This window comes from Photobacterium gaetbulicola (genome assembly GCF_003025515.1).
In the GTDB taxonomy this organism is placed as follows: Bacteria; Pseudomonadota; Gammaproteobacteria; order Enterobacterales; family Vibrionaceae; genus Photobacterium; species Photobacterium gaetbulicola.
In genome coordinates this window covers 102728-121529 of record NZ_PYME01000006.1, presented here as the reverse complement: position 1 = coordinate 121529, position 18802 = coordinate 102728, and the positions used below count along the sequence as shown (strand labels likewise).

General features: G+C 47.6%; 19 protein-coding genes. 9 read left to right on the top strand and 10 right to left on the bottom strand.

The genetic code is table 11. The features are described 5' to 3' along the window. Positions 1-35 precede the first annotated feature (35 nt). Positions 36-350 (bottom strand): divalent-cation tolerance protein CutA, encoded by a 315-nt coding sequence (gene cutA, locus C9J03_RS07180; RefSeq protein ID WP_044621916.1) that lies wholly within the window; start codon positions 348-350, stop codon positions 36-38. Between the two features lie 102 nt (positions 351-452). Then, the gene (locus C9J03_RS07175; protein ID WP_044621161.1) at positions 453-2480 is read right to left on the bottom strand and encodes an alpha-amylase family glycosyl hydrolase; all 2028 of its coding nucleotides are present in this window, start codon (positions 2478-2480) and stop codon (positions 453-455) included. Positions 2481-2919: 439 nt separating this feature from the next. Between C9J03_RS07175 and C9J03_RS07170 the strand changes: the two genes are divergently transcribed. Beyond that, positions 2920-3270: a hypothetical protein gene (locus C9J03_RS07170; protein WP_039460994.1), complete on the top strand. Its 351-nt coding sequence runs from the start codon at positions 2920-2922 to the stop codon at positions 3268-3270. Between the two features lie 80 nt (positions 3271-3350). Here C9J03_RS07170 and C9J03_RS07165 read toward each other — a convergent pair whose 3' ends face one another. Continuing rightward, positions 3351-4256 (bottom strand): AraC family transcriptional regulator, encoded by a 906-nt coding sequence (locus C9J03_RS07165; RefSeq protein WP_044621162.1) that lies wholly within the window; start codon positions 4254-4256, stop codon positions 3351-3353. Between the two features lie 83 nt (positions 4257-4339). Between C9J03_RS07165 and C9J03_RS07160 the strand changes: the two genes are divergently transcribed. Further along, positions 4340-5725: an MATE family efflux transporter gene (locus C9J03_RS07160; protein ID WP_044621163.1), complete on the top strand. Its 1386-nt coding sequence runs from the start codon at positions 4340-4342 to the stop codon at positions 5723-5725. A gap of 140 nt (positions 5726-5865) precedes the next feature. On the opposite strand, the gene C9J03_RS07155 is transcribed toward C9J03_RS07160, so the two are convergent. Next, positions 5866-7032, bottom strand: coding sequence for a hypothetical protein (locus C9J03_RS07155; protein WP_044621164.1), 1167 nt, complete (start codon positions 7030-7032; stop codon positions 5866-5868). A 452-nt stretch (positions 7033-7484) separates the two neighbouring features. Next, positions 7485-7934, bottom strand: coding sequence for an AraC family transcriptional regulator (locus C9J03_RS07150; RefSeq protein ID WP_052829622.1), 450 nt, complete (start codon positions 7932-7934; stop codon positions 7485-7487). A gap of 76 nt (positions 7935-8010) precedes the next feature. Here C9J03_RS07150 and C9J03_RS26655 point away from each other — a divergent pair, with 76 nt between their 5' ends. The 4 genes from C9J03_RS26655 (at position 8011) to C9J03_RS07135 (ending at position 9960) form a co-directional block, all read left to right on the top strand. Next, positions 8011-8187, top strand: a complete 177-nt coding sequence (locus C9J03_RS26655) for a hypothetical protein (protein ID WP_156149925.1) — start codon at positions 8011-8013, stop codon at positions 8185-8187. A gap of 115 nt (positions 8188-8302) precedes the next feature. After that, positions 8303-8725 carry an Hsp20/alpha crystallin family protein gene (locus C9J03_RS07145; protein ID WP_052829623.1) on the top strand — a complete coding sequence of 141 codons (423 nt, stop codon included), beginning with the start codon at positions 8303-8305 and terminating at the stop codon, positions 8723-8725. A gap of 134 nt (positions 8726-8859) precedes the next feature. After that, positions 8860-9282, top strand: coding sequence for a DUF3859 domain-containing protein (locus tag C9J03_RS07140; RefSeq protein ID WP_044621165.1), 423 nt, complete (start codon positions 8860-8862; stop codon positions 9280-9282). Between the two features lie 51 nt (positions 9283-9333). Then, complete coding sequence (locus C9J03_RS07135; RefSeq protein WP_044621166.1) at positions 9334-9960, top strand: 3'-5' exonuclease; 627 nt, start codon at positions 9334-9336, stop codon at positions 9958-9960. A gap of 73 nt (positions 9961-10033) precedes the next feature. Here the strand turns inward: C9J03_RS07135 and C9J03_RS07130 are convergent, their stop codons facing one another. Together C9J03_RS07130 and C9J03_RS07125 are read right to left on the bottom strand one after the other, a co-directional pair. After that, positions 10034-10696, bottom strand: coding sequence for an alpha/beta hydrolase (locus tag C9J03_RS07130; protein WP_044621167.1), 663 nt, complete (start codon positions 10694-10696; stop codon positions 10034-10036). 106 nt (positions 10697-10802) lie between these two features. Further along, positions 10803-11276 (bottom strand): outer membrane lipoprotein, encoded by a 474-nt coding sequence (locus C9J03_RS07125; RefSeq protein WP_039460977.1) that lies wholly within the window; start codon positions 11274-11276, stop codon positions 10803-10805. Between the two features lie 228 nt (positions 11277-11504). Between C9J03_RS07125 and C9J03_RS07120 the strand changes: the two genes are divergently transcribed. Together C9J03_RS07120 and rodA are read left to right on the top strand one after the other, a co-directional pair. Further along, entirely contained in the window at positions 11505-11957 is a 453-nt protein-coding gene (locus tag C9J03_RS07120; protein WP_044621168.1) for a hypothetical protein, read from the top strand. A 104-nt stretch (positions 11958-12061) separates the two neighbouring features. Further along, positions 12062-13144, top strand: coding sequence for a rod shape-determining protein RodA (gene rodA, locus C9J03_RS07115; RefSeq protein WP_044621169.1), 1083 nt, complete (start codon positions 12062-12064; stop codon positions 13142-13144). Positions 13145-13264: 120 nt separating this feature from the next. Here rodA and C9J03_RS07110 read toward each other — a convergent pair whose 3' ends face one another. Further along, positions 13265-14884 carry a peptide ABC transporter substrate-binding protein gene (locus C9J03_RS07110; RefSeq protein WP_044621170.1) on the bottom strand — a complete coding sequence of 540 codons (1620 nt, stop codon included), beginning with the start codon at positions 14882-14884 and terminating at the stop codon, positions 13265-13267. A gap of 314 nt (positions 14885-15198) precedes the next feature. Between C9J03_RS07110 and C9J03_RS07105 the strand changes: the two genes are divergently transcribed. Beyond that, the gene (locus tag C9J03_RS07105; RefSeq protein WP_044621171.1) at positions 15199-15870 is read left to right on the top strand and encodes a Crp/Fnr family transcriptional regulator; all 672 of its coding nucleotides are present in this window, start codon (positions 15199-15201) and stop codon (positions 15868-15870) included. A 45-nt stretch (positions 15871-15915) separates the two neighbouring features. Here C9J03_RS07105 and C9J03_RS07100 read toward each other — a convergent pair whose 3' ends face one another. Both C9J03_RS07100 and C9J03_RS07095 read right to left on the bottom strand, forming a co-directional pair. After that, positions 15916-17409, bottom strand: a complete 1494-nt coding sequence (locus tag C9J03_RS07100; RefSeq protein ID WP_044621172.1) for a sulfatase family protein — start codon at positions 17407-17409, stop codon at positions 15916-15918. Between the two features lie 14 nt (positions 17410-17423). Beyond that, positions 17424-18668, bottom strand: a complete 1245-nt coding sequence (locus C9J03_RS07095) for an anaerobic sulfatase maturase (RefSeq protein ID WP_044621173.1) — start codon at positions 18666-18668, stop codon at positions 17424-17426. Positions 18669-18802: the final 134 nt, after the last annotated feature.

Genomic DNA, 18802 nt, shown 5'->3' with positions numbered 1-18802 from the left:
ATTTTTTTGTATAAGGGTAAAGGAGTCAGATCAACTCATTGGCACTCTGTTTCTATCCAACGCAAATAATCACTGTAGCCGGCAGTTATGGGGAGCTGGATGATTTCCGGCGTATCATAATTGTGGTTGGCAAGTATATCCGCTTCCACTCGGTCATACAGCGCGGTGGTGGTTTTGATTATCACCAGTTTCTCTTGGTCCTGGTTCACTTTCCCCTCCCAGTGATAGTAACTTTCAATCGCCTGGACCTGTATACACGCTGCCAATCGCTTTTCTATCAAAGAGTGAATGAGTTTTTTACCGATCGCTTCATCGGCAAATGTTGTCATCACTACACACTTATCCCCCATCTTCGCCTCTTTATTCAGAAAACTATTTAAGAACAATAACAAAAGAGGGAGCATCTCGCTCCCTCTTGACTTAAATAATGCAAACATTTACAAACGGTTGAATCACGGACACTTCGATACCATCAACTGCTCCGGCTCGCCGCTATCAGAAAACGACAGGCTCCAAACATATTTGCCGGCTTCAGGTAATGTCACAGCCGTATCTTTACCGTAGCCGCCACGTTTTAGCGTCGCGATTTTTCCTGGCGACAACTCCAGTCCATCAGCAGTGAACTGCGGTGACCAATCCTTGCTGGCATATTGCATTCTATAGGCGCCGGCTTTCTCATCCACAACCGCTTGATAAGTGTTATTACCTACATAGCTGTATGCGCGGTTGGGCTTGTGTTTCCAGCCAGCATCAACAAAATCGCCCACCACGAACAAGGTCTTGCCAACTGGGCCTGCACTGTCAACGGCAGGGTTATCACACTGGGCCATAAAGCCCTCGCCCATCAACGATGCGGATGTAGCGGCTGCAGCCTTCATCAAACCAGCGGCTGACGGCTTTTCAATTGACAGGAACTTCGCCTCAAACGGCTCAAGTTTGATGGAATACTTCCCATCGACAGCGCTGTAAATTTTACCCGTTAGCAAATCAACCAGCTGGCCCTCAGATGCAATCTCACTGGCTTTCAATACGACGGTGTCAGACTGTGCCGTTGTGCTGACCATATAAAGTAATGTGTCATCATCAGCCTGTTTGTGATCAACATAAACCGTTTCGTTCGCAACAATATTGCTACGCTCGCCTCGGCTGAGTGCTGGATGGTCAGCCCTCAAGGCCATAAGCTGAGATACATATTGCTTCAGATCCCGTTGGTTCTCATCGAGCGTTGCAGTGATCCCCTCGATATTGGCGCTGGTGCGAGCAACATGATCATCACACAGTCCTCGTACTGCGCAGTCTTGTTCAACTTTGTTCGCGTAACCGTCCAGCTCATCACCAATTTCTTCACCGTAATACAGGGTGATCGGGCCGGAGTACGCGGCCTGGAATGACAAGGCCGCCTTGTGCCTATTCCAGTATTCCGGTTGTTCCGGCGAAGCAATATTACCTCGCTGCAGCAAATCGCCGAATCGCACCAAATCGTGGTTGCCCAGCATCAGGTTAGGCTTGGCATGGGAAGGATAAAGGCTGTGCAGGCTCATCCCTTCATCCAGCCATTTGCCTCCTTTGTTACCAATGCTGTTTTCATTGACAGCAAACGTCTCGACGACACGATAGCGGACCGGGAAGTCAAAGGCAGAGCACAATGCGGGATTCCCTTCCATGCCATAGCCTGTCTCTTTGATGTAATTCTCATTGTTCCAGATCTCTGCCACCATGTAACCCAGCGGATTGACGGTTTCTCCTTCTGAATTAACATAACTAACCGACTTAGATGCTTGGTCTACACTGGCTCTGATCGCTGCCCATGCCTCGGTAGGTACTTGGTAAGCTTGGTCAAGGCGCCATCCGTCAATCTTGAGCTCTTCAATCCAGTAGGTTGCAACCTCTTGGTAAAATTCGAGGCTCTCCGGGTAGCTGACAGGGTTGTTTTCGCCGGCAGGTAAGCGCCCCTGCGGCGAAGGCACGACATTGCCTTTGTGATGGCCGAACACCCCGTCAAAGAAAACATAGAGCCCTTTTTCGTGCGCTTTTTCAACCAGCTCTCTGGCCTGGTCCATAGTGCCGAACCTTGGGTCAACCGCAAAATAATTGCTGGTAAAGTACCCCGTCGCATCTAGCCTGTCGGCCCAGTGGTCCTGTCCATCAACAGGGATAGAATCAAAAATTGGCGTCAGCCATATTGCATTCATCCCCAAGGACTCGATGTAATCCAGTGAATCTATGATGCCTTGCAAATCACCTTTGTGATGGCTGGTACCATAGCCTGTGCCGTGGCCAATGCTGCTATCGCCATTTACAAAGCTTTCAACCATGATCTGATAAATACGCAAGTCATCAGATTGCGTCATCATCGTGGTATCGCACAGATAAGCGTTCGAGTTTACGCCAGCAACATCAACAGCATTATCTGCACTATTGCAGGCTGCCAACGACGCGGCAATGGCCACAGCTAGCAAAGATCGTAGGTTCCTTTTCACATCGAGTCTCCAAGTTTGTTTTTATATTTTTCCTATTATTCATATCTTTGGAAAACTCATACCCTCCCCCCGTCCACTTTGGTAGGCGTAGACAAGGGGCGTAGAGACGACGAGGTAAATCCGCATCAAAATTGGACGATCAAATGCTGACAATCAAGCAGTTAACCTTGTACAAAACGAGAGTCAAAGCAAAATTTCGCCCCTTGCTATCAAGTTTCCCCGTTACATACTGTTAAGGAGTGCTAATTTCATTATCTTTGTTTGCACCAGATACCATGTTCGTGAATAAGCACTCAAATTTCATAATTTCTTCCGCTTAGCTCCGAAAGTGTACAAAACTCCAACACTTACTCAGTCAGCCGTTATAAACCTGTCGTTGATCCGAATTACACTGATAGAATACGCGCAATAAACATTGCTTAATGGTAGGTACCTAATCATGCAACATGACCAATTCGAAACACTGGTTAAATCTCTTTGTGAATTGGACTCTGTCCCGCAAGTTCTGGAAGCACTCAAAGCCAGCGACGACACAGAAATTGCTGAAGCCGCAGCATCGCTAACAGGCCAATTCAAACTGGCTGAAATTGACGGTGAACAGCGCATTTATCATGTTTCTCTGCAGGACAATGATGAAGGCGAGCAACAAGAATATGCCGAGTGGATCATGAACGTCGGTGATGACGTGATCAAGTTCGTGGCGTGGTTTTTCTTTGATATGTTTGACGTAAAAGCGAAAGACGTTTATCAAGCCGCTGGCCGCACATACCAGCAGCCAAAGCGAAAGTAATCCCGTCATGGTAACGGGCTTATCGGTTCAATCTGCCGACTGAACCGATAAGACTCTTCTGAGCAGGCCATAAAGTGGCATCATTCCAGCAATAACAATCTCTTTCGGTATTCCCGCGGTGAGCAACCATGATACTGGCGAAAACGGTGGGTAAAATTGAATGGGTCCTGATAACCCAAGCGCTGTGCTACCATGCCGATGGTCCATTCCCGGTAATACAGTAAATCCACCGCCTTCTCCATTCTGAGTTGAATCAAACGCTGCTGCGTTGAACAGCCATACAACTGCTTGGTAATGCGATTTAGTTGCTCTGTACTGAGAAAACACTGCTTAGCGATACCTCTTACCGTCCAATTGAGGTGTAGCTGTGATTCGATGTCATTAAATACACTTTGAACACGTAATACCGAATTCGAAGGGGCCAGATTGGCGCTTCCGAGCATCAAGCGGGATAACTCACTGGCGAACAGTTTCCGATAACTTGCTCGGCCACCAATTTCACTGTGCAGTAAATTCATTACCGACCATACTTGCTCACAAATGTGGCTATGCTCCACCCTTTGCCCATGGGTCACTAACGGCAACCACTTCTCTCCAGGCTTTAACAGTACCCAAGCCATTTTCCAGCCTTTTCTTTTGTCTACCAGCTCAAAACGAAACGGCAGCCCTGCCGGTAGAATCGTGAGCGTATTTGGCATCAGATGATACTGGCGTTCGGTAAGGGTTAAGAGGCCCACTCCCTCCAGGGTCAGTAACAAAGTGTGATTGGTCGTGGCGACCCGCTCTATTTCATATCCCTCGGCCAGCTCGGCCAACCCAGCCATAAAGAAACCGTTATCAGTTAACTCGGGCAAGTCGGACTGAGTAAGAAAACGCTCTTTACATGACTGGGCTAAATAAACCTCTTCTTTCCAATCTGTTTTGGGCTGTGCCAGGGCAAATCCCATGGTGACAGATTCACACAGGTTTTCTGTATTTTCTAACATGTCACTCCAATGACTGGTTCGCTATAGTTGCCGTCGATTACCAAGCCGACCTATCTCTAATTGGTATGATTCGGAGACTAACGATGACAACAATAAAAACAACACACACCACACTACCTCATGACCTGTTTGCTCGCATAGCAAAACTGGCTTTTCCTGTTGCCATTCAAAGTGCCCTGGTGGCGATTCTCGCCCTTGCTGACGTATTGATGGTAAGCGATTTCGGCCAATCCGCGACTGCCGCAGTAGGGATAGCATCCAAATGGCACTTTGTGGCCATCATGATCATGGCAGGGCTTGCTTCTGCAAATGGCATCTTAGTTTCCCAATATTGGGGAAAAAAAGATAGCATTCATGCAAAAACAGTAACCATTCAGGCCATGAAGCTTGGTGCTAGCATTATGGTACCCGTTACTTTGGTCATCACCGTGTTTGCCACGCAGATCATGCAGTTGCAGACTAATGATTGGCAAGTGATCATGCAAGGAAGCCAGTACTTATGGTATAGCTTTCCGGTTCTGATCCTGACCCACGTCATCATCACTTTGGAGTCGAGCCTGCGTGCCAGTGATGACGCTATGCTGCCACTGATATTGGGCGCGATAACTATTGCCCTGAATATTGCCCTCAATTTCCTATTGATCAAAGGTGGTTTTGGGATACCTGCAATGGGTGTGGCAGGTGCCGCACTGGCAACCACCATTGCTCGATTTGCACAGGTATTGATGATGTGTACCGTTTTGGTTTACCGCCAGCATTGGTTGATTGTTAGTCGCGCGATCCGTAATCACCAAACACTCTGGATGACTTACCGTAAGCTAGCGATTCCGCAGTCGCTGAACGCCCTGCTGTGGGCCCTGGGTACGCTGACCTACCAAATCATCTTTGGTCATATGGGAACAACGGAACTTGCGGTGTTTAGCATGATCGGACCTTTTGAGTCACTGCTTTACTCCCTGTTTATGGGGATCTCTGTGGCGTGTTCGGTTTTGATCGGCCAGTCCCTGGGACGAGACGAATTTGATAAAGCACAGGCGATGACAGTCTTCTTCCTTAAATTTGTACTGATTTTAGGATTGGGGATGGGACTGTTCCTTTACCTAAACCACCATTTTGTTCTTTCTTGGCTCAACCTAAACCAAGAAGCACTTATGCCGCTAGCCAAACCCGCGATGTATGTAATTAGCATCGGCATTACCTTAAAAATGCTTAATATGATTATTATCAACGGAATTCTTCGCACCGGCGGCGAAAATCTATTCTGCCTGAGAATGGACTTTATTGCGATGTGGATGATCGGTATACCGTTTACCGCATATGGTGCATTTATTGGTGAATGGTCTTTTGGCTGGGTATATTTGGCACTATTGGTTGAAGAAGTAGTCAAACTCTCACTCTGCTTCAGCCGCTATTTGAAACGCCGCTGGCTAAATAACCTTACGGTTCAACCACAGCCTGCAACGACATAAATCTATGTCGGTGTCATAAAAAAACTGGCTACGTATATTAAATACGTAGCCAGCCTAATTGAACACTAAGCCAATATTATTATGCTGCTCTACCCACTACGAGTGAAAACAGGAAAATTGATATCACGGCTGCTAGCAATTTAAGCTCGCGTTTCTTCATGTACGCCTCCTTTAACTGGGCTTAGAATCAAACTACGTACCATCATGATGAAAAAGCCTGTCAGCACTAGGTTCAATGCCAACGAAAGCATACTGATCGTCACAATAGGTCCACCAAATCCATAACCGATACTGATCATCAATACACCAGCACCTACTTCACCGCGAGGCCACATACCAATCGATAAAGCTAATCGCTCTTTCACAGTGGCTTCATTGCGGTAACAAAATAGCGGGAACATTTTGCCGATGTTCGACACAATGGAAATCATAATGACGTGGAATACAATTTCGCTCATCTCCATTGCTGGCATAGCAGTCGTCACGCTGGTGTTCTCGACTGGCGTCACTGCCCCAAAGATCTGAGGCAAACTCAAGCCAACCAGTACCATAAATAGGCACGCTACCGCTGTTGATACTTTGGCGTCTTCAGCTGATTCATGCTGGGATTTCATCATGCAGCCAAGTACAAATGCAGGGAGCAATACTTCAAAGTGAATATCTGTAGAAATATAAAACAGCTCACAAAGACCAGCGATCAATACGGAATAGCCAACAATCGACCCGGCAGACGAAGGGATATTCCACTTGTGCAGATACTTATAGCCAATTACCAGAAGTACCAGCATAAGGAGCAATGTCATCCCCAAAGCAGGACGCCAGCCGACTACCAAAATAGTGAGCGGGATCATTAACAGAACGGTATCTAAGTCATCAAAAATAGCCAGAACACGGGCTTTCTTGAACATCCAGGTCGCCCCAAGACCGGCCGCAGCAAGCATTGCAAACAGCACACCAGCAGAGGTTGGTGCCGCAAAGCGTCCTATTACCAGGGTTTCTTTCCATGCGTCAGCATTGAACCATAGCTCACTGGGCATCAGCACAAAAATAAAGTACAGCACTACAGCTATCCAAGGAAACGTTGCTGTGGTCATAGCAACAACATAATCCCAGCTGTACTGCTTCAAATTGTTTTTATCAATTTCAAATTCACGCCCTACGTTAATCATTATATAAGCCAATGCCGACATAGTGACAACCATCAGAACAGGTTGCCATGCGCTATAGCCTTCGATATATAGGGGCAGCAATTGTGATAGAAACAAGCCAACCAAAAGTAAAATTGAATAGAGTATGACTTTTTTCACATTGACACCTTATTAAGAGTAACCTTCATTCTACAAACGTCATTTTTGTATTTTTCTTGAGTATGAATATATTGGTTAAACTTATTGCAGTGTTTTATTTAACGTATATAAAAGTATGATTCTGTAATTCAAATGAACTTTTTATTTCTTACTTCAATAAAGGTTAAACAAATATTTCTCAGATTTACATAATGAAATAAATTGGCGGCGATAAATAGGCAGGAAACGTATCTGATTCACAAAAAAAGCGGAAGAAATTGTGTAAGTGAATAATAACCTTAACTCGGGTTTTTCTTCAAGTCTTTTCTGTCTAACCGATAAAAGAAAACATCCTTGCACCTTTCGAATTACTTATTAACAGTTTTCAATATTTACATACCTAAATTACGTGTTGAAATGAGAAATAAGCACCTTGTGGCACATAACGAAACCGCTACAAGTAAAACTGATTATTACCCCTTCACGGCAAGGTAAAAACCAACGTCTGCAACATGTGTTTCAATATCATAACTGTGATATAGCTCGAAACATGGGCGCTGATCAATCACTAAACCCGCTGATTTAACTTCCTTTTCAAGCGCTTCCCAATTTTCTGGGTATTCTGATTTGTGCCTGACTATCACCCTGCGGGTACAGTATTTTCCGGCAGGCAAGATTTGCGATGACACATCGCCCCCAATGGCCGTATTGGCTGGTACTGTCAAACAAATATCAGTACGACACTGTGCCGGTTCGGTCTGGTCAGGATCGTCATGATAAATAAACAAACACTGCCCACCCTGTAAGCCATGCTCCCCGGCCCACCGGTAAAGAAGGTCAACGGCAGGCTCATAATTTTCACCATAAGGGCCTTTTACTCTGATACATGCCAAGTGGATATCGCCAATCGTTACGCTTTTCATGTCATTACCTACACAACGAACTAGTATTAGTAATGTAATTTCACTAAACCGATCAGGTTCCCAATAAGGTTAGCCTATGTTTGAGTGGCTCAAAAATATCTTTAACCCAACACCACCCGATCAGGACAATGTCATTGATCAACACAAGCCTGATGATGAAGATGATCAACTAGATCGTTATGCCAAAGGTAGCCCTGCGGATGACTCTCCACATGGAGAACACCATGATGGCGGAGACGACGGCGGCGACTAATTTATTCCCCCATATGTTGCTTGATACAAGTCAAATCTCACTGAGATAAGTGGTAACTTTTGGCTGCCTCTAACTACAATAGTACTGATGGTTAAATACACAGTCGGAGGCAGTTATGAGCTTAGTACCTCGTGATTCATGGTTCGACTTCTCACAGATGTTTGATCATGCCTTTCCTACTTTAAGACATAGACTTGATGCCGATGTCTATTCACCAAGAATCAATATTGTAGAAAAGGACAAAGTCTTTGAAATAACCGCTGACTTGCCGGGTGTCAACAAGAACGACATCTCTGTACAGCTATCCAATGGATCACTAACCATTGAAGCGGTAACCAAAAAAGACGAACAAGAAGAGAAGGAAGGTAAGGTTATCCGAAAAGAACGCTATGAAGGAAGACTCATGCGGAGTTTCTACCTGGGCCACAATATACAACAGGAAGATGTCCATGCACGCTTTGATGATGGCGTACTCACCATTGAGGTTCCGAAAGTGGAAGGCAGTTCGCCAACCAGCACCAATGTCGAGATAAAATGACATTGCGCCGCTAATTTCATAATTAAGAGGCTAGCAACTAGCCTCTTTTTTCATAACGCTACATTTAAACATGAAAGCTCACTCGCTTACCTTTATAATGGTGGTTTTTCTTTAGCAACCTTGTTCTTACTGCCATGGCCAAAGCAAAACCCGCAGTCAGTATCGAGACGTATGGTATCCATACGACTTGGGATGCTGAATCCAAACACCTGCCAAAAATCAAAACTTTTACCACCGACGTACCCGCTGAAATTGACATCGAGTTTGGTTTTACGGTCAATATTAAGAAAGCCCGTGGTGAAAAAATCCGCTATTGTATCTATCACCCGGGCATAACTGATGAGGATGGTGATGAATTGGACCCATTCGACGGAGAACTCCATGTCCGCACTAACGACTGGGACTTCTACCTTGGTGATACAATTTGGGAGCCGATTGCCAATAAAATCGGTAAATGGCGCATGACTATTGAACTTGGCGGTAAGGTGGTCGCCGAAAAAACCTTTAACCTTTACGCCAAAGACGAGGCTGAATTCTGGAAAAGACGTGGCTACTAGATTAAATAAAAAAGCAGCTCACATAACACACACTCATTTGCTAGGTTTCTAATGTATACAAAACACCCTGCTGACACAGTCATCGTACTCGACTTCGAGACTACCGGCCTATCGCCTAATATGGGTGACCGCGCTATCGAGATTGGTGCAGTCAAAATCCAAAACGGCATTGTGATTGATCAATTTCAGCAATTGATGAACCCTGGCTTCCGCGTCAGCAGCTTTATCGAAGGCTACACCGGCATCACCAATAAAATGTTGGATTCGGCTCCCAGTTGCCATGCGGTGATGGACGAGTTTGCCGATTTCATCCAGGGCTATAACCTCATTGCCCACAACGCCTCTTTCGACCAGCGCTTTCTGGATGCCGAGCTTGGTATGCTTGGCCGCCAGTACAACGGCAGTTTTGTCTGCTCAATGTTACTGGCCCGTCGCCTGTACCAGGATGTGCCCAACCACAAACTGGGCACACTGGTTAGTGAGTTAGACATTGCCAACAACGGTACCTTTCACCGGGCGCTGGCGGATGCGGAAATGACGGCAAGACTTTGGTTACGTCTCATCGATGAGGTTAAAACACAAACCAACCTTCAAACCGTGTCTTTTGATGTGATGCGTAAGTTGAGTAAGACTAGCAAAGCGTCCATTCCGGCCTTGTTCAAAAAACTCGCCGCCTGATCCCCCAAAGCGCCGCAATGTGGTACCCAAAGCCAATCACTTGTTCGGCTTGGGTACCTCTTTTGCAACCCGACTACAAAAGCTTCTCTTGCAACCAGTTAGAAATATCCTTGATTTGCGGATAACAAACTTGATGCTCCATTGGGTATTCTCGCCAATGAGGTGCAAAGCCATACGCCGTCAATGCGGCGACAGCCTGCTTCCCCATCGACGTCAGTACAACAGGATCATAGCTGCCATGCATTACTTCTATATCAAGCTGTTTGTTAGCACTGCTGAGCTGGATCTCTTCCGCGGTAGGGAAATATGTCGATAGCGCCAGCAGTCCCGCGAGCGGTTGCGGATAAGTCAATGCCACTTGATAAGCAACCGCCCCACCCTGGGAAAAGCCGGCCAGTATAATTCGCTCACTGCGAATACCGCTCGCCACCTCGTGATCCACTAGCCTTGCAACCGAACTGGCCGAATCAAGCAGCTGCTCGGTATTGAGTTTTCTTCCCGCTCCCATTTCAAGGATGTCATACCAGGCCGGCATCACCATCCCGCCGTTAATCGTAACGGGAATGGACGGTGAGTGGGGAAAGATAAAACGAATGGCCGCTTCTTTGGGTAGGTTTAATTCGGGAACAATGGCCTCAAAGTCGTGCCCATTAGCGCCAAGTCCATGTAACCAGATAACGGATGCGTTTGGGGTCACCGGCGGTTCAACAATTACGGCTGATAGGGGGTGTGTCATGATGTCTGCGTCCTGCAATGGATTGTTGTCGTGAAGTTTATAACAAAGCCACCCAAGCAGCTATACACTCGGATGGCTCTCAGAAGGCTAAGAATTGCGATCAAAGTTACTCAGGCACAACCCGTGCGGTGCGGCCATCAACATTGACACGTACTCGCTGACCGACACTGAACATCATATTGGGATTTGCTTCCTGCACAATCGCAATAGTCTCACCAGTGTCATCCATTTTAATCGTCAGGTTAACCCCATTTCGCCTTGTCACACCTTCTGCCGCTTTGCTGCCCGCATAACCACCCAGGACCCCACCACCGATTGCCGCTATATCGGAACCTGAACCCCCGCCAATTTTCGACCCCAAAATACCGCCTACCGCAGCACCCGCGATTGCCCCAACCGCTTGGCCTTCGCCCTCAATGGTGACCGGTTCAGTTTTAACGATAACACCATAACGTACCTGCTGAATCGTCCGGGTATCTGCCACCCCATAAGAATCCCCGTAGGGGTTACTTGAACATCCAGCCAAAGATATCCCCAACAAGCCCAACAGCAATACGACCGGATACAACAACCTTTTCATGCCGACACCTTATCCACCTAGGATCCTGCCTTAAGTATAGCGGGAACATGCCAAGCCTCTAACGGGGTCCTCCACGGCTTCTTGTCCATGAAGTGGATGAATATCGAGCAACCGAACGAAAATACATGCTTGCCCGATGAAAAACCGTTGCATTTTTTTACTGACACTTTAATTTACGTGCACGCCTAGACTTTAAAGCCGCTTACCGCTTTGGCTTCGATACAAGCAATGAAGACTCCACTTTCACTTCCCAAGTTCATCACATTGATCTTCGGCCTATCGCTTGCATCCCTATCGGCCTATATCAGTTTTCTTTTTCAACCCGGTTTTGAACATAGTCGCTACCCCGTCACACTAGCCGTCGAATCTTCGGAGCAAAGGCTCGGTGATGAGGAGGTGTGGCACTATTCTCTGCTCCATCAACATCGGCCTATCGGCTGGATAACACTAAGCTCTCCGCCGGTATCACAACGGCACATTGAACTGCAGCAACGTTCACAACCTGTCACACACCTCATCCAAAAGCATGAACGACGCACCCTGGTCAGTTTATGGTTTTTAGTTGCAATGACTGCCATCGCTTTGCCGCTGTCCGTCTATATGCTCTTTAAAGTCAATCACCGACTAGGCGGCTGGAAAGAAGCAAATACCCAATACCGAAGCATTGCCGAACCTCACTGAGGCTTACGTGCTCAAAAACGTAAATCACCCAAACGGTTCCAACAACGGCCTGCACTTTGGCACTTGCTAACGTGCTCATTGTTAATGCTTGCGATAAAGAAATTATGCTCAACTACAGACCCAGAATTGACTATCCACTGCTACTCGCTATCAGCTTGCTGATTTTGCTCGGCTCGCTGACCGTATGGAGTGCAAGTGGCTTCAGCGAACCAATGCTCGAGCGCCACCTGATCCGTGCGCTGATAGCCCTGATTTGCTTGGTTGTAATGTCAGCCATTCCGCCCATCAAATACCAACATGCGGCCCCCTATCTCTACGGCTTGTCGGTGGTGCTGCTGCTTGGCGTCATTGTCATGGGTGACAGCACTAATGGTTCACAGCGCTGGCTGGCACTTGGTCCTATCCGCTTCCAGCCATCGGAGTTGGTAAAAGTTGCCATTCCCATGATGGTGGCCTGGCTATTAGTGGTGGATGCAGGGCGGCCCGACTTGAAAAAAATTGGCCTGTGCCTGCTGGTTACCGGCTTACCAGCCGGGTTGATTTTTATTCAGCCTGATCTTGATGGTGCTATTTTCACTATTATCTACGCCCTTTTTGTTCTGTATTTCGCGGGAATGAGCTGGAAGATCATTGGTTCATTTCTCGGCGGCATTGCCACGGCCGTACCCTTGCTGTGGTACTTCGTCATGGAGGCATATCAAAAAAAGCGTGTCACACAATTCCTCGACCCAGAATCCGACCCGCTTGGCGCCGGCTATCAGATCATTCAATCTCTCATTGCTATTGGCTCTGGGGGGATTAAGGGGAAAGGGTGGACCAATGCAACCCAGGGTCACTTAGGTTTTATCCCAGAAAGCCATACCGACTTTATCTTTTCTACCTATGCCGAAGAGTGGGGGTTTATTGGTAGCCTGCTGTTGTTGGGGTTATATCTTTTTATCACTGGCCGGGTAATTTGGCTCGCTTGTCAGTGTGAGTCACCATTCAACCGCTTGGTCAGTGGCTCGCTATCACTGAGCTTTTTCTTGTATGCCTTTATCAACATGGGCATGGTGAGTGGTGTGCTGCCCGTCATGGGCAGCCCCCTGCCTTTCTTTAGCTACGGTGGTACCGCAATGATCACCCAGGGCGTCTGTTTTGGCATCATTATGTCGCTGTGCCTCTATAAACCCTACAAGAGCAAATAGGTAACTGTTACCGAAGCAAGCTCTGCCCTTGGCCCTCCCCCGGACCGTCCACCAGCCCAGGGGAGTAATGGGATGTAATCTAACCCATAAAGCCCTTACTTTAAGGCGATTCCGCCAACCTTACTTCACGAAGAACATGTCTTTGGCGTAGATGTTGCCCTTCGGGTTATTGGCAGGAAATCCTTTCAGATTAGCCTTGACCAAACGGGTGTGATTATAGTGATAGAGCGGGATCACCGGCGCAGCATCATTGAGAATACCTTCAGCCTGATTGTAGAGCTGGTAACGCTCAGACTCCTTAGCGGCTGTGGCAGCCAGTGCCAGCAAATCATCAAACTTGCTGTCACAGAAGCCGGTTTCATTACTCACGTGGCCACATTGGAAACTCCCGAGCACTGATGAAGGCTCGGCAAAATCGCCAAATGCATAAGAGCGCGCTACGGTAAAGTCGCCCGCGGTTTTCGCCGACAGGTAGGCGTTCCACTCCATATTATTCAGCTGAACATTGACCCCAAGCGGCTTCCACATCGAAGCAATAGCCAGCGCAATTTTCTTGTGATTCTCGCTGGTGTTGTAAGTCAGCTTAATCGTTAGCGGCTTACTCGGTCCGTAGCCGGCCTCAGCCAACAATGCTTTAGCCTTTTCCAAACGCTCTTTGCGATAGGCTGCCTTAAACGACGGCACGGCACCTTCGTATCCGGCAATAATATCTGGCACCACCGAATAGGCGGCAGGTTCACCCTGGCCCGTCACCTTGTCCACCAAAAGCTCTCTGTCGATAACCATACTCAATGCACGTCGAATATCGGCATTATCAAATGGTGCGACGCGGGTATTAAAGGCGTAAACGTATGAACCAAGGAGACGCAGTGCCTGAATTTGCTCTGGGCTTTCTTTCATCAGCTTTTGGTAATACTCAAGCTGGACCCGGTTGGTCATATGAATTTCACCAGCCTGGTAGCGGGTTAACTCGGCATTTTGTGATGACAGAGCAAGATAAGTCACGCCTTCAATCACTGTTTTTGCATCGTCGCGATAGTGTTGGTTTCTGACCACTTCCACCTTTTCATTGGGTACCCACTGCTTCAGGGTGTAAGCTCCATTTGAAACAAAGTGTTCCGCACGGGTCCAGTTGTCTCCGTGTTTTTCAACCGCGGCCTGCGGCACCGGGAAGAAGGTTTTGATACTCATCATGCTGATAAAGTACGGGGTCGGACGCGTGAGCGATACCACCAAGGTCCGTTCATCCTGCGCTTTAACACCCAACTCAGAAGACGGCTTGTCACCTGCGACAATCTGATCGGCATTGACCACATTGGCCGTTTGGAAATTAAAGCCGGTACTGTTACCGGTTTTGCTGTCGACAGCGCGCTGCCAAGCATAGACAAAATCGTTGGCGGTCAGCCGGGAGCCATCAGACCACGTCAGGCCATCGCGCAACACAAAGGTCACCGTTTTACCGTCTTCAGAGATAGACCAAGACTGTGCTTGACCCGGTATCGTTTCACCATCGAGGTTTTCGATCACCAAACCTTCAAAAAGATCGTTGACGATCACATCACCCGGGCTCCCCGAGCCCACAAAACCCGGATCGACGGTATCCGGCTCGGCACCGTTGGCTCGTACCAAATACTGGTTTTGTGCAAGTTCAACACCTTGGGGAACATCGGCTGCAGCCAGGTAAAACGAGGGTAAAGCAAGCGCAGCACTGATCGCTGCGGAAAGTACAAACTTCTTCACTGCAAAGTCCTTTTATATAGTTATATATCCAGGCTACTTGGTATGGCCTGTTTACTTGATAGAAGATACTCGACTAACAATACTTCCTGATGTCTGAGTGACCTATCAATACAACGCTATATTGTCCTGCAAATCAATATGAAATGAACACAACCAACAAACTCAGAACAATCGTTGCCTTCTGGAAAAAGGACAAAAATCAGCACTAAAAAATGATTGATTTACAGTATACTTTTCTAACATTCAATTATGTTATTGATATCCCCTGGCTGCCAAGCAGGATATGGCCACACTACTCACAAAACCTGATAACTATGCTCGTTACCTCCGAAGATATTTACGATACCAAATCTTTGATTGACTACCTCGATAGACACCAAGACAGCCTAGCCATTAAGCCTGTCCACTTCGAGAAAGGCCACACCCTACTCACCCAAGGACAGCAAGTAGAGCAAGTGTTGTTCATCTTGGAGGGTGGCATCGTTTTGCACCGCCAAACCGTGCACGGCCGCCGTTTCCAGCTTGGTACCTACCAATACAATGGCTTTCTTGGACTAATGGAGCTCTTCTCTGAAAAGCCCTGCTTTTATACGGTATGCGCCAGCAGCAAATGCCGTGGATACCTCTTTGATGCGAAACAGTTAACACAGCTGATTTACCACACACCGGAGCTCGCCAAATTTGTATTCAAGCACATTACCTCGAAATGGTATCTATCTGTCGAAAAGATGACGCGAAATATGCTGCATACGATCAAATATTGCGTGATTGACGAATTGCTCGCGTTTGACGAACAGCAGCCGGGGGAAAAGTTATTTATCAACAAAACCCTTGAATCTGAGCGATTGGGGACCAGCATCCGTGTATACAACAGAATTATCAAACAACTGCAGGTCGATGGAGCGATAGAAGTAGGCAGGAATTTTGTCCGCGTCAGCGAGCGGGGGCTGCTAGAAGAAATTATGGAGAAGGAAATTGATAAGTAGCTGGCCGATCCACGACCAGCTACTGGTTAGCAGACAACCAAAAACTTAATTCCAGCGCTCATGCTTGAGCAGGTCCTCGGTCGTGAAGTTTGGATAGGCCTGCTCCCACATCTTCAAACCGTTATATTCATCGCTTGAGTATTGCTCGAAGAAGGCGTCGAGATCGGCAATCATCTTCACGCGCAGCTCTTCGCGTGGTGGCTCGGATAAGTAACGCTCCCCCATCGGGCTGCTCAAATTATACCAATGGTCCTCGGGCTGCTTGTTGACTTCCGGGTTCGGGTAGTAACGTACCAGCTTCCAGTGCCCGTTCGAAATCATTCTCGAGTTGCCACGCTCAGCAAACTGGTACTCGCGCCAGTTGCGAACCCGCTCTCCTTTCAGCATCGGTAACAGGGTCTTACCCGGACCGTAGCTTGTATCGTACTGCTTATCACCCGCCGCCAAGTCCAGTACGGTTGCGTGCAGATCGATCAAGTCAACGAACTCACCACGCACCTGCTTTTGTCTTACATACTTTTCAGGACCGGACACCACAAACGGTATGCGAACGGTCTCTTCGTAATAGTTGTAAGGGAATGACGCATTCACTTTGCCGTATAACCCATACTGCCCCATCAACAGACCGTGATCAGAGACAAACGCGATGACGGTATTGTCAAGCAGGTCACGTCCTTCAAGGCCATCGATCAGCTTACCTAGCTGATCATCGAGCAGGGTCACCGCAGCAAGGTATTGGGCCAAGGTTTCTTCGTGATTATCCGGCACTAACGTATAGTCACTCATGTGCTCGAGCACCGAGTTGCCACCAAAAGCCACCACCTTGTGTGCGATACCACGGTATTTCGTAACCAGGCGCTCGGGGAGCCCTTCAAATGGGAAATGCGGCTCTACGTAATTGAGGCTGACAAAGAAAGGTTGCGTGCTTTGCTGATCGATAAATTTCAGCGTTTCGTCAGTCAGAAATTGTGCTTGAATACCCGTATACTCCATGTTCTCGCCATCACTGGAGAACAAGACGGTACCTGAATGGAGGTACTGGTTTTTCCATCCCGCCTGCAGGGCATCATAGCTTAGCCAACGGTCAAAACCGCGAATCGGATCCTTGCTGTCAGTCGTGGCATGCCACTTACCAATCAAGGCCGTGCGGTAACCTTCGTCTTGCAAGCGTTCCGACAGCAGTTTCTCTCCCTCTAGCCAATCAGCATCGAATTTTGGGTCTTCGGCCAAAAAATCATACACCCCATGCTGCGAAGGCATTTTACCGGTATGAAACGATGCACGGGCCGCTGAACTGACCGGGGCTGGCGTCATTCCGTTTTCGAACCGAACACCATTTTCAGCGAGATAATCTAAATTAGGTGTTTCAATGATGTCCTGGTTGCGAAAGCTGGTTGCCCACTGCCCTAGGTCATCAGCCATAATGACGATGATATTCGGCTGATCAGCGGTACTTGCGCTTTCTGCGGCTTGTACAAGCGGCGAGCATGACAATGCCGCCAATGCGCACCCTTTGGCAATGGCGCTTAGTTTAAACATGACACGTACTCCATTTACTGCTGTTGAGATTCTTTCTTTTGGATGATTTGCATAATTGCTGCAGGTGGATAGTTGTGCAGGTAGAGCTTTTTCATCATCGCCAGATATGGTGATGCATAGTGAAAAAACGCTTTGTATCCTGGACAAAGATAATTGAGATCCGGCTTACCGGACGCAGAGATGGCAAAACGATGTTTTGGGCATCCACCGTGGCAAAGTGGGCGGCATTCGCAGCGGCGGCAGTCTTCACAGAGCGAGTCTGATTTTGCGGCCCCGAACCGCCGGTTCGCATCGCTACGGTTCATTTCTGCGATAGTGGATTCGTGGATATTGCCCAACTTATACTCGGGATACACATAGTGATCACAGCTATACAGGTCGCCGTTTGCCTCTAGGGCAAACGCACTGCCGCACTGTGGTGCAAACACACAGATTTGCGCAGGCTGGCCACATACCAGGGCAAAGGTATTTTCAAACAGCTGGACAAAGACCTGACCAATATCATGCCTCACCCAGTGGTGGAATATCTGGCTCATAAACTGGCCATAAGCCTTAGCATCGACGGACCAGTCGCAGAGCTGCCCGGCGATTTTGCTCTCAGGGTTGATCAAGGTGAGCCCACTAGCGGTAGCTTTGCTGGCTTTTCTTTCGACCAGAGGGATAAATTGCATGTGGCTGCTACCAAGTCCTTTGAGGTAGCGATAAACCGAGAGGGCATGATCAACATTGGCCCGGCTAACGACGGTTAAGGTATTAAATTCAACCTTGTACTGCTTGAGTAGTAATATCGCCGTCTCGACTTTGTGATGAGTCGCTTTTCCTGAACGGGTACGACGGTAAATATCATGTAGCTCAGCAGGCCCATCGATCGAGATACCAATCAAAAAGTTATGTTGATTAAAAAAAGCACACCACTTTTCGTCGATTAAAATACCATTGGTTTGAAAGGTGTTGATGACTTTCTTGCCCCTGGCATACTCATGCTGCAACCGTACAGCCTGTTCAAAAAAAGCCAGTCCTCGTAGCGTTGGCTCTCCGCCCTGCCAGGCAAAAACCACTTCGTTACCACTTTGCGCCTCAATGTGCTGCAAGATATAGGCTGACAGTGTTTCGTCTCCCATCATCCAATCTTGTCCGCGTTCGGGGTACAGTTTTTCTTTTTCTAAGTAGAAGCAATAAGAACAATCAATATTGCATTTTGAGCCTGTCGGCTTCGCCATAACATGACAGCCCGAAGGGCTCCAGGTTTGTGTATTCATCTGCTACCACCAACGTTATGTATCGTTTGCGTGCGGATGTTAGGTAACTTCCAAACGAAGAAATAGGACATTTGTCCCTCTCGATAAAACTCTTTTTATACTGTGATTTTCAGCAACTTTTTCTCTTTTAATGT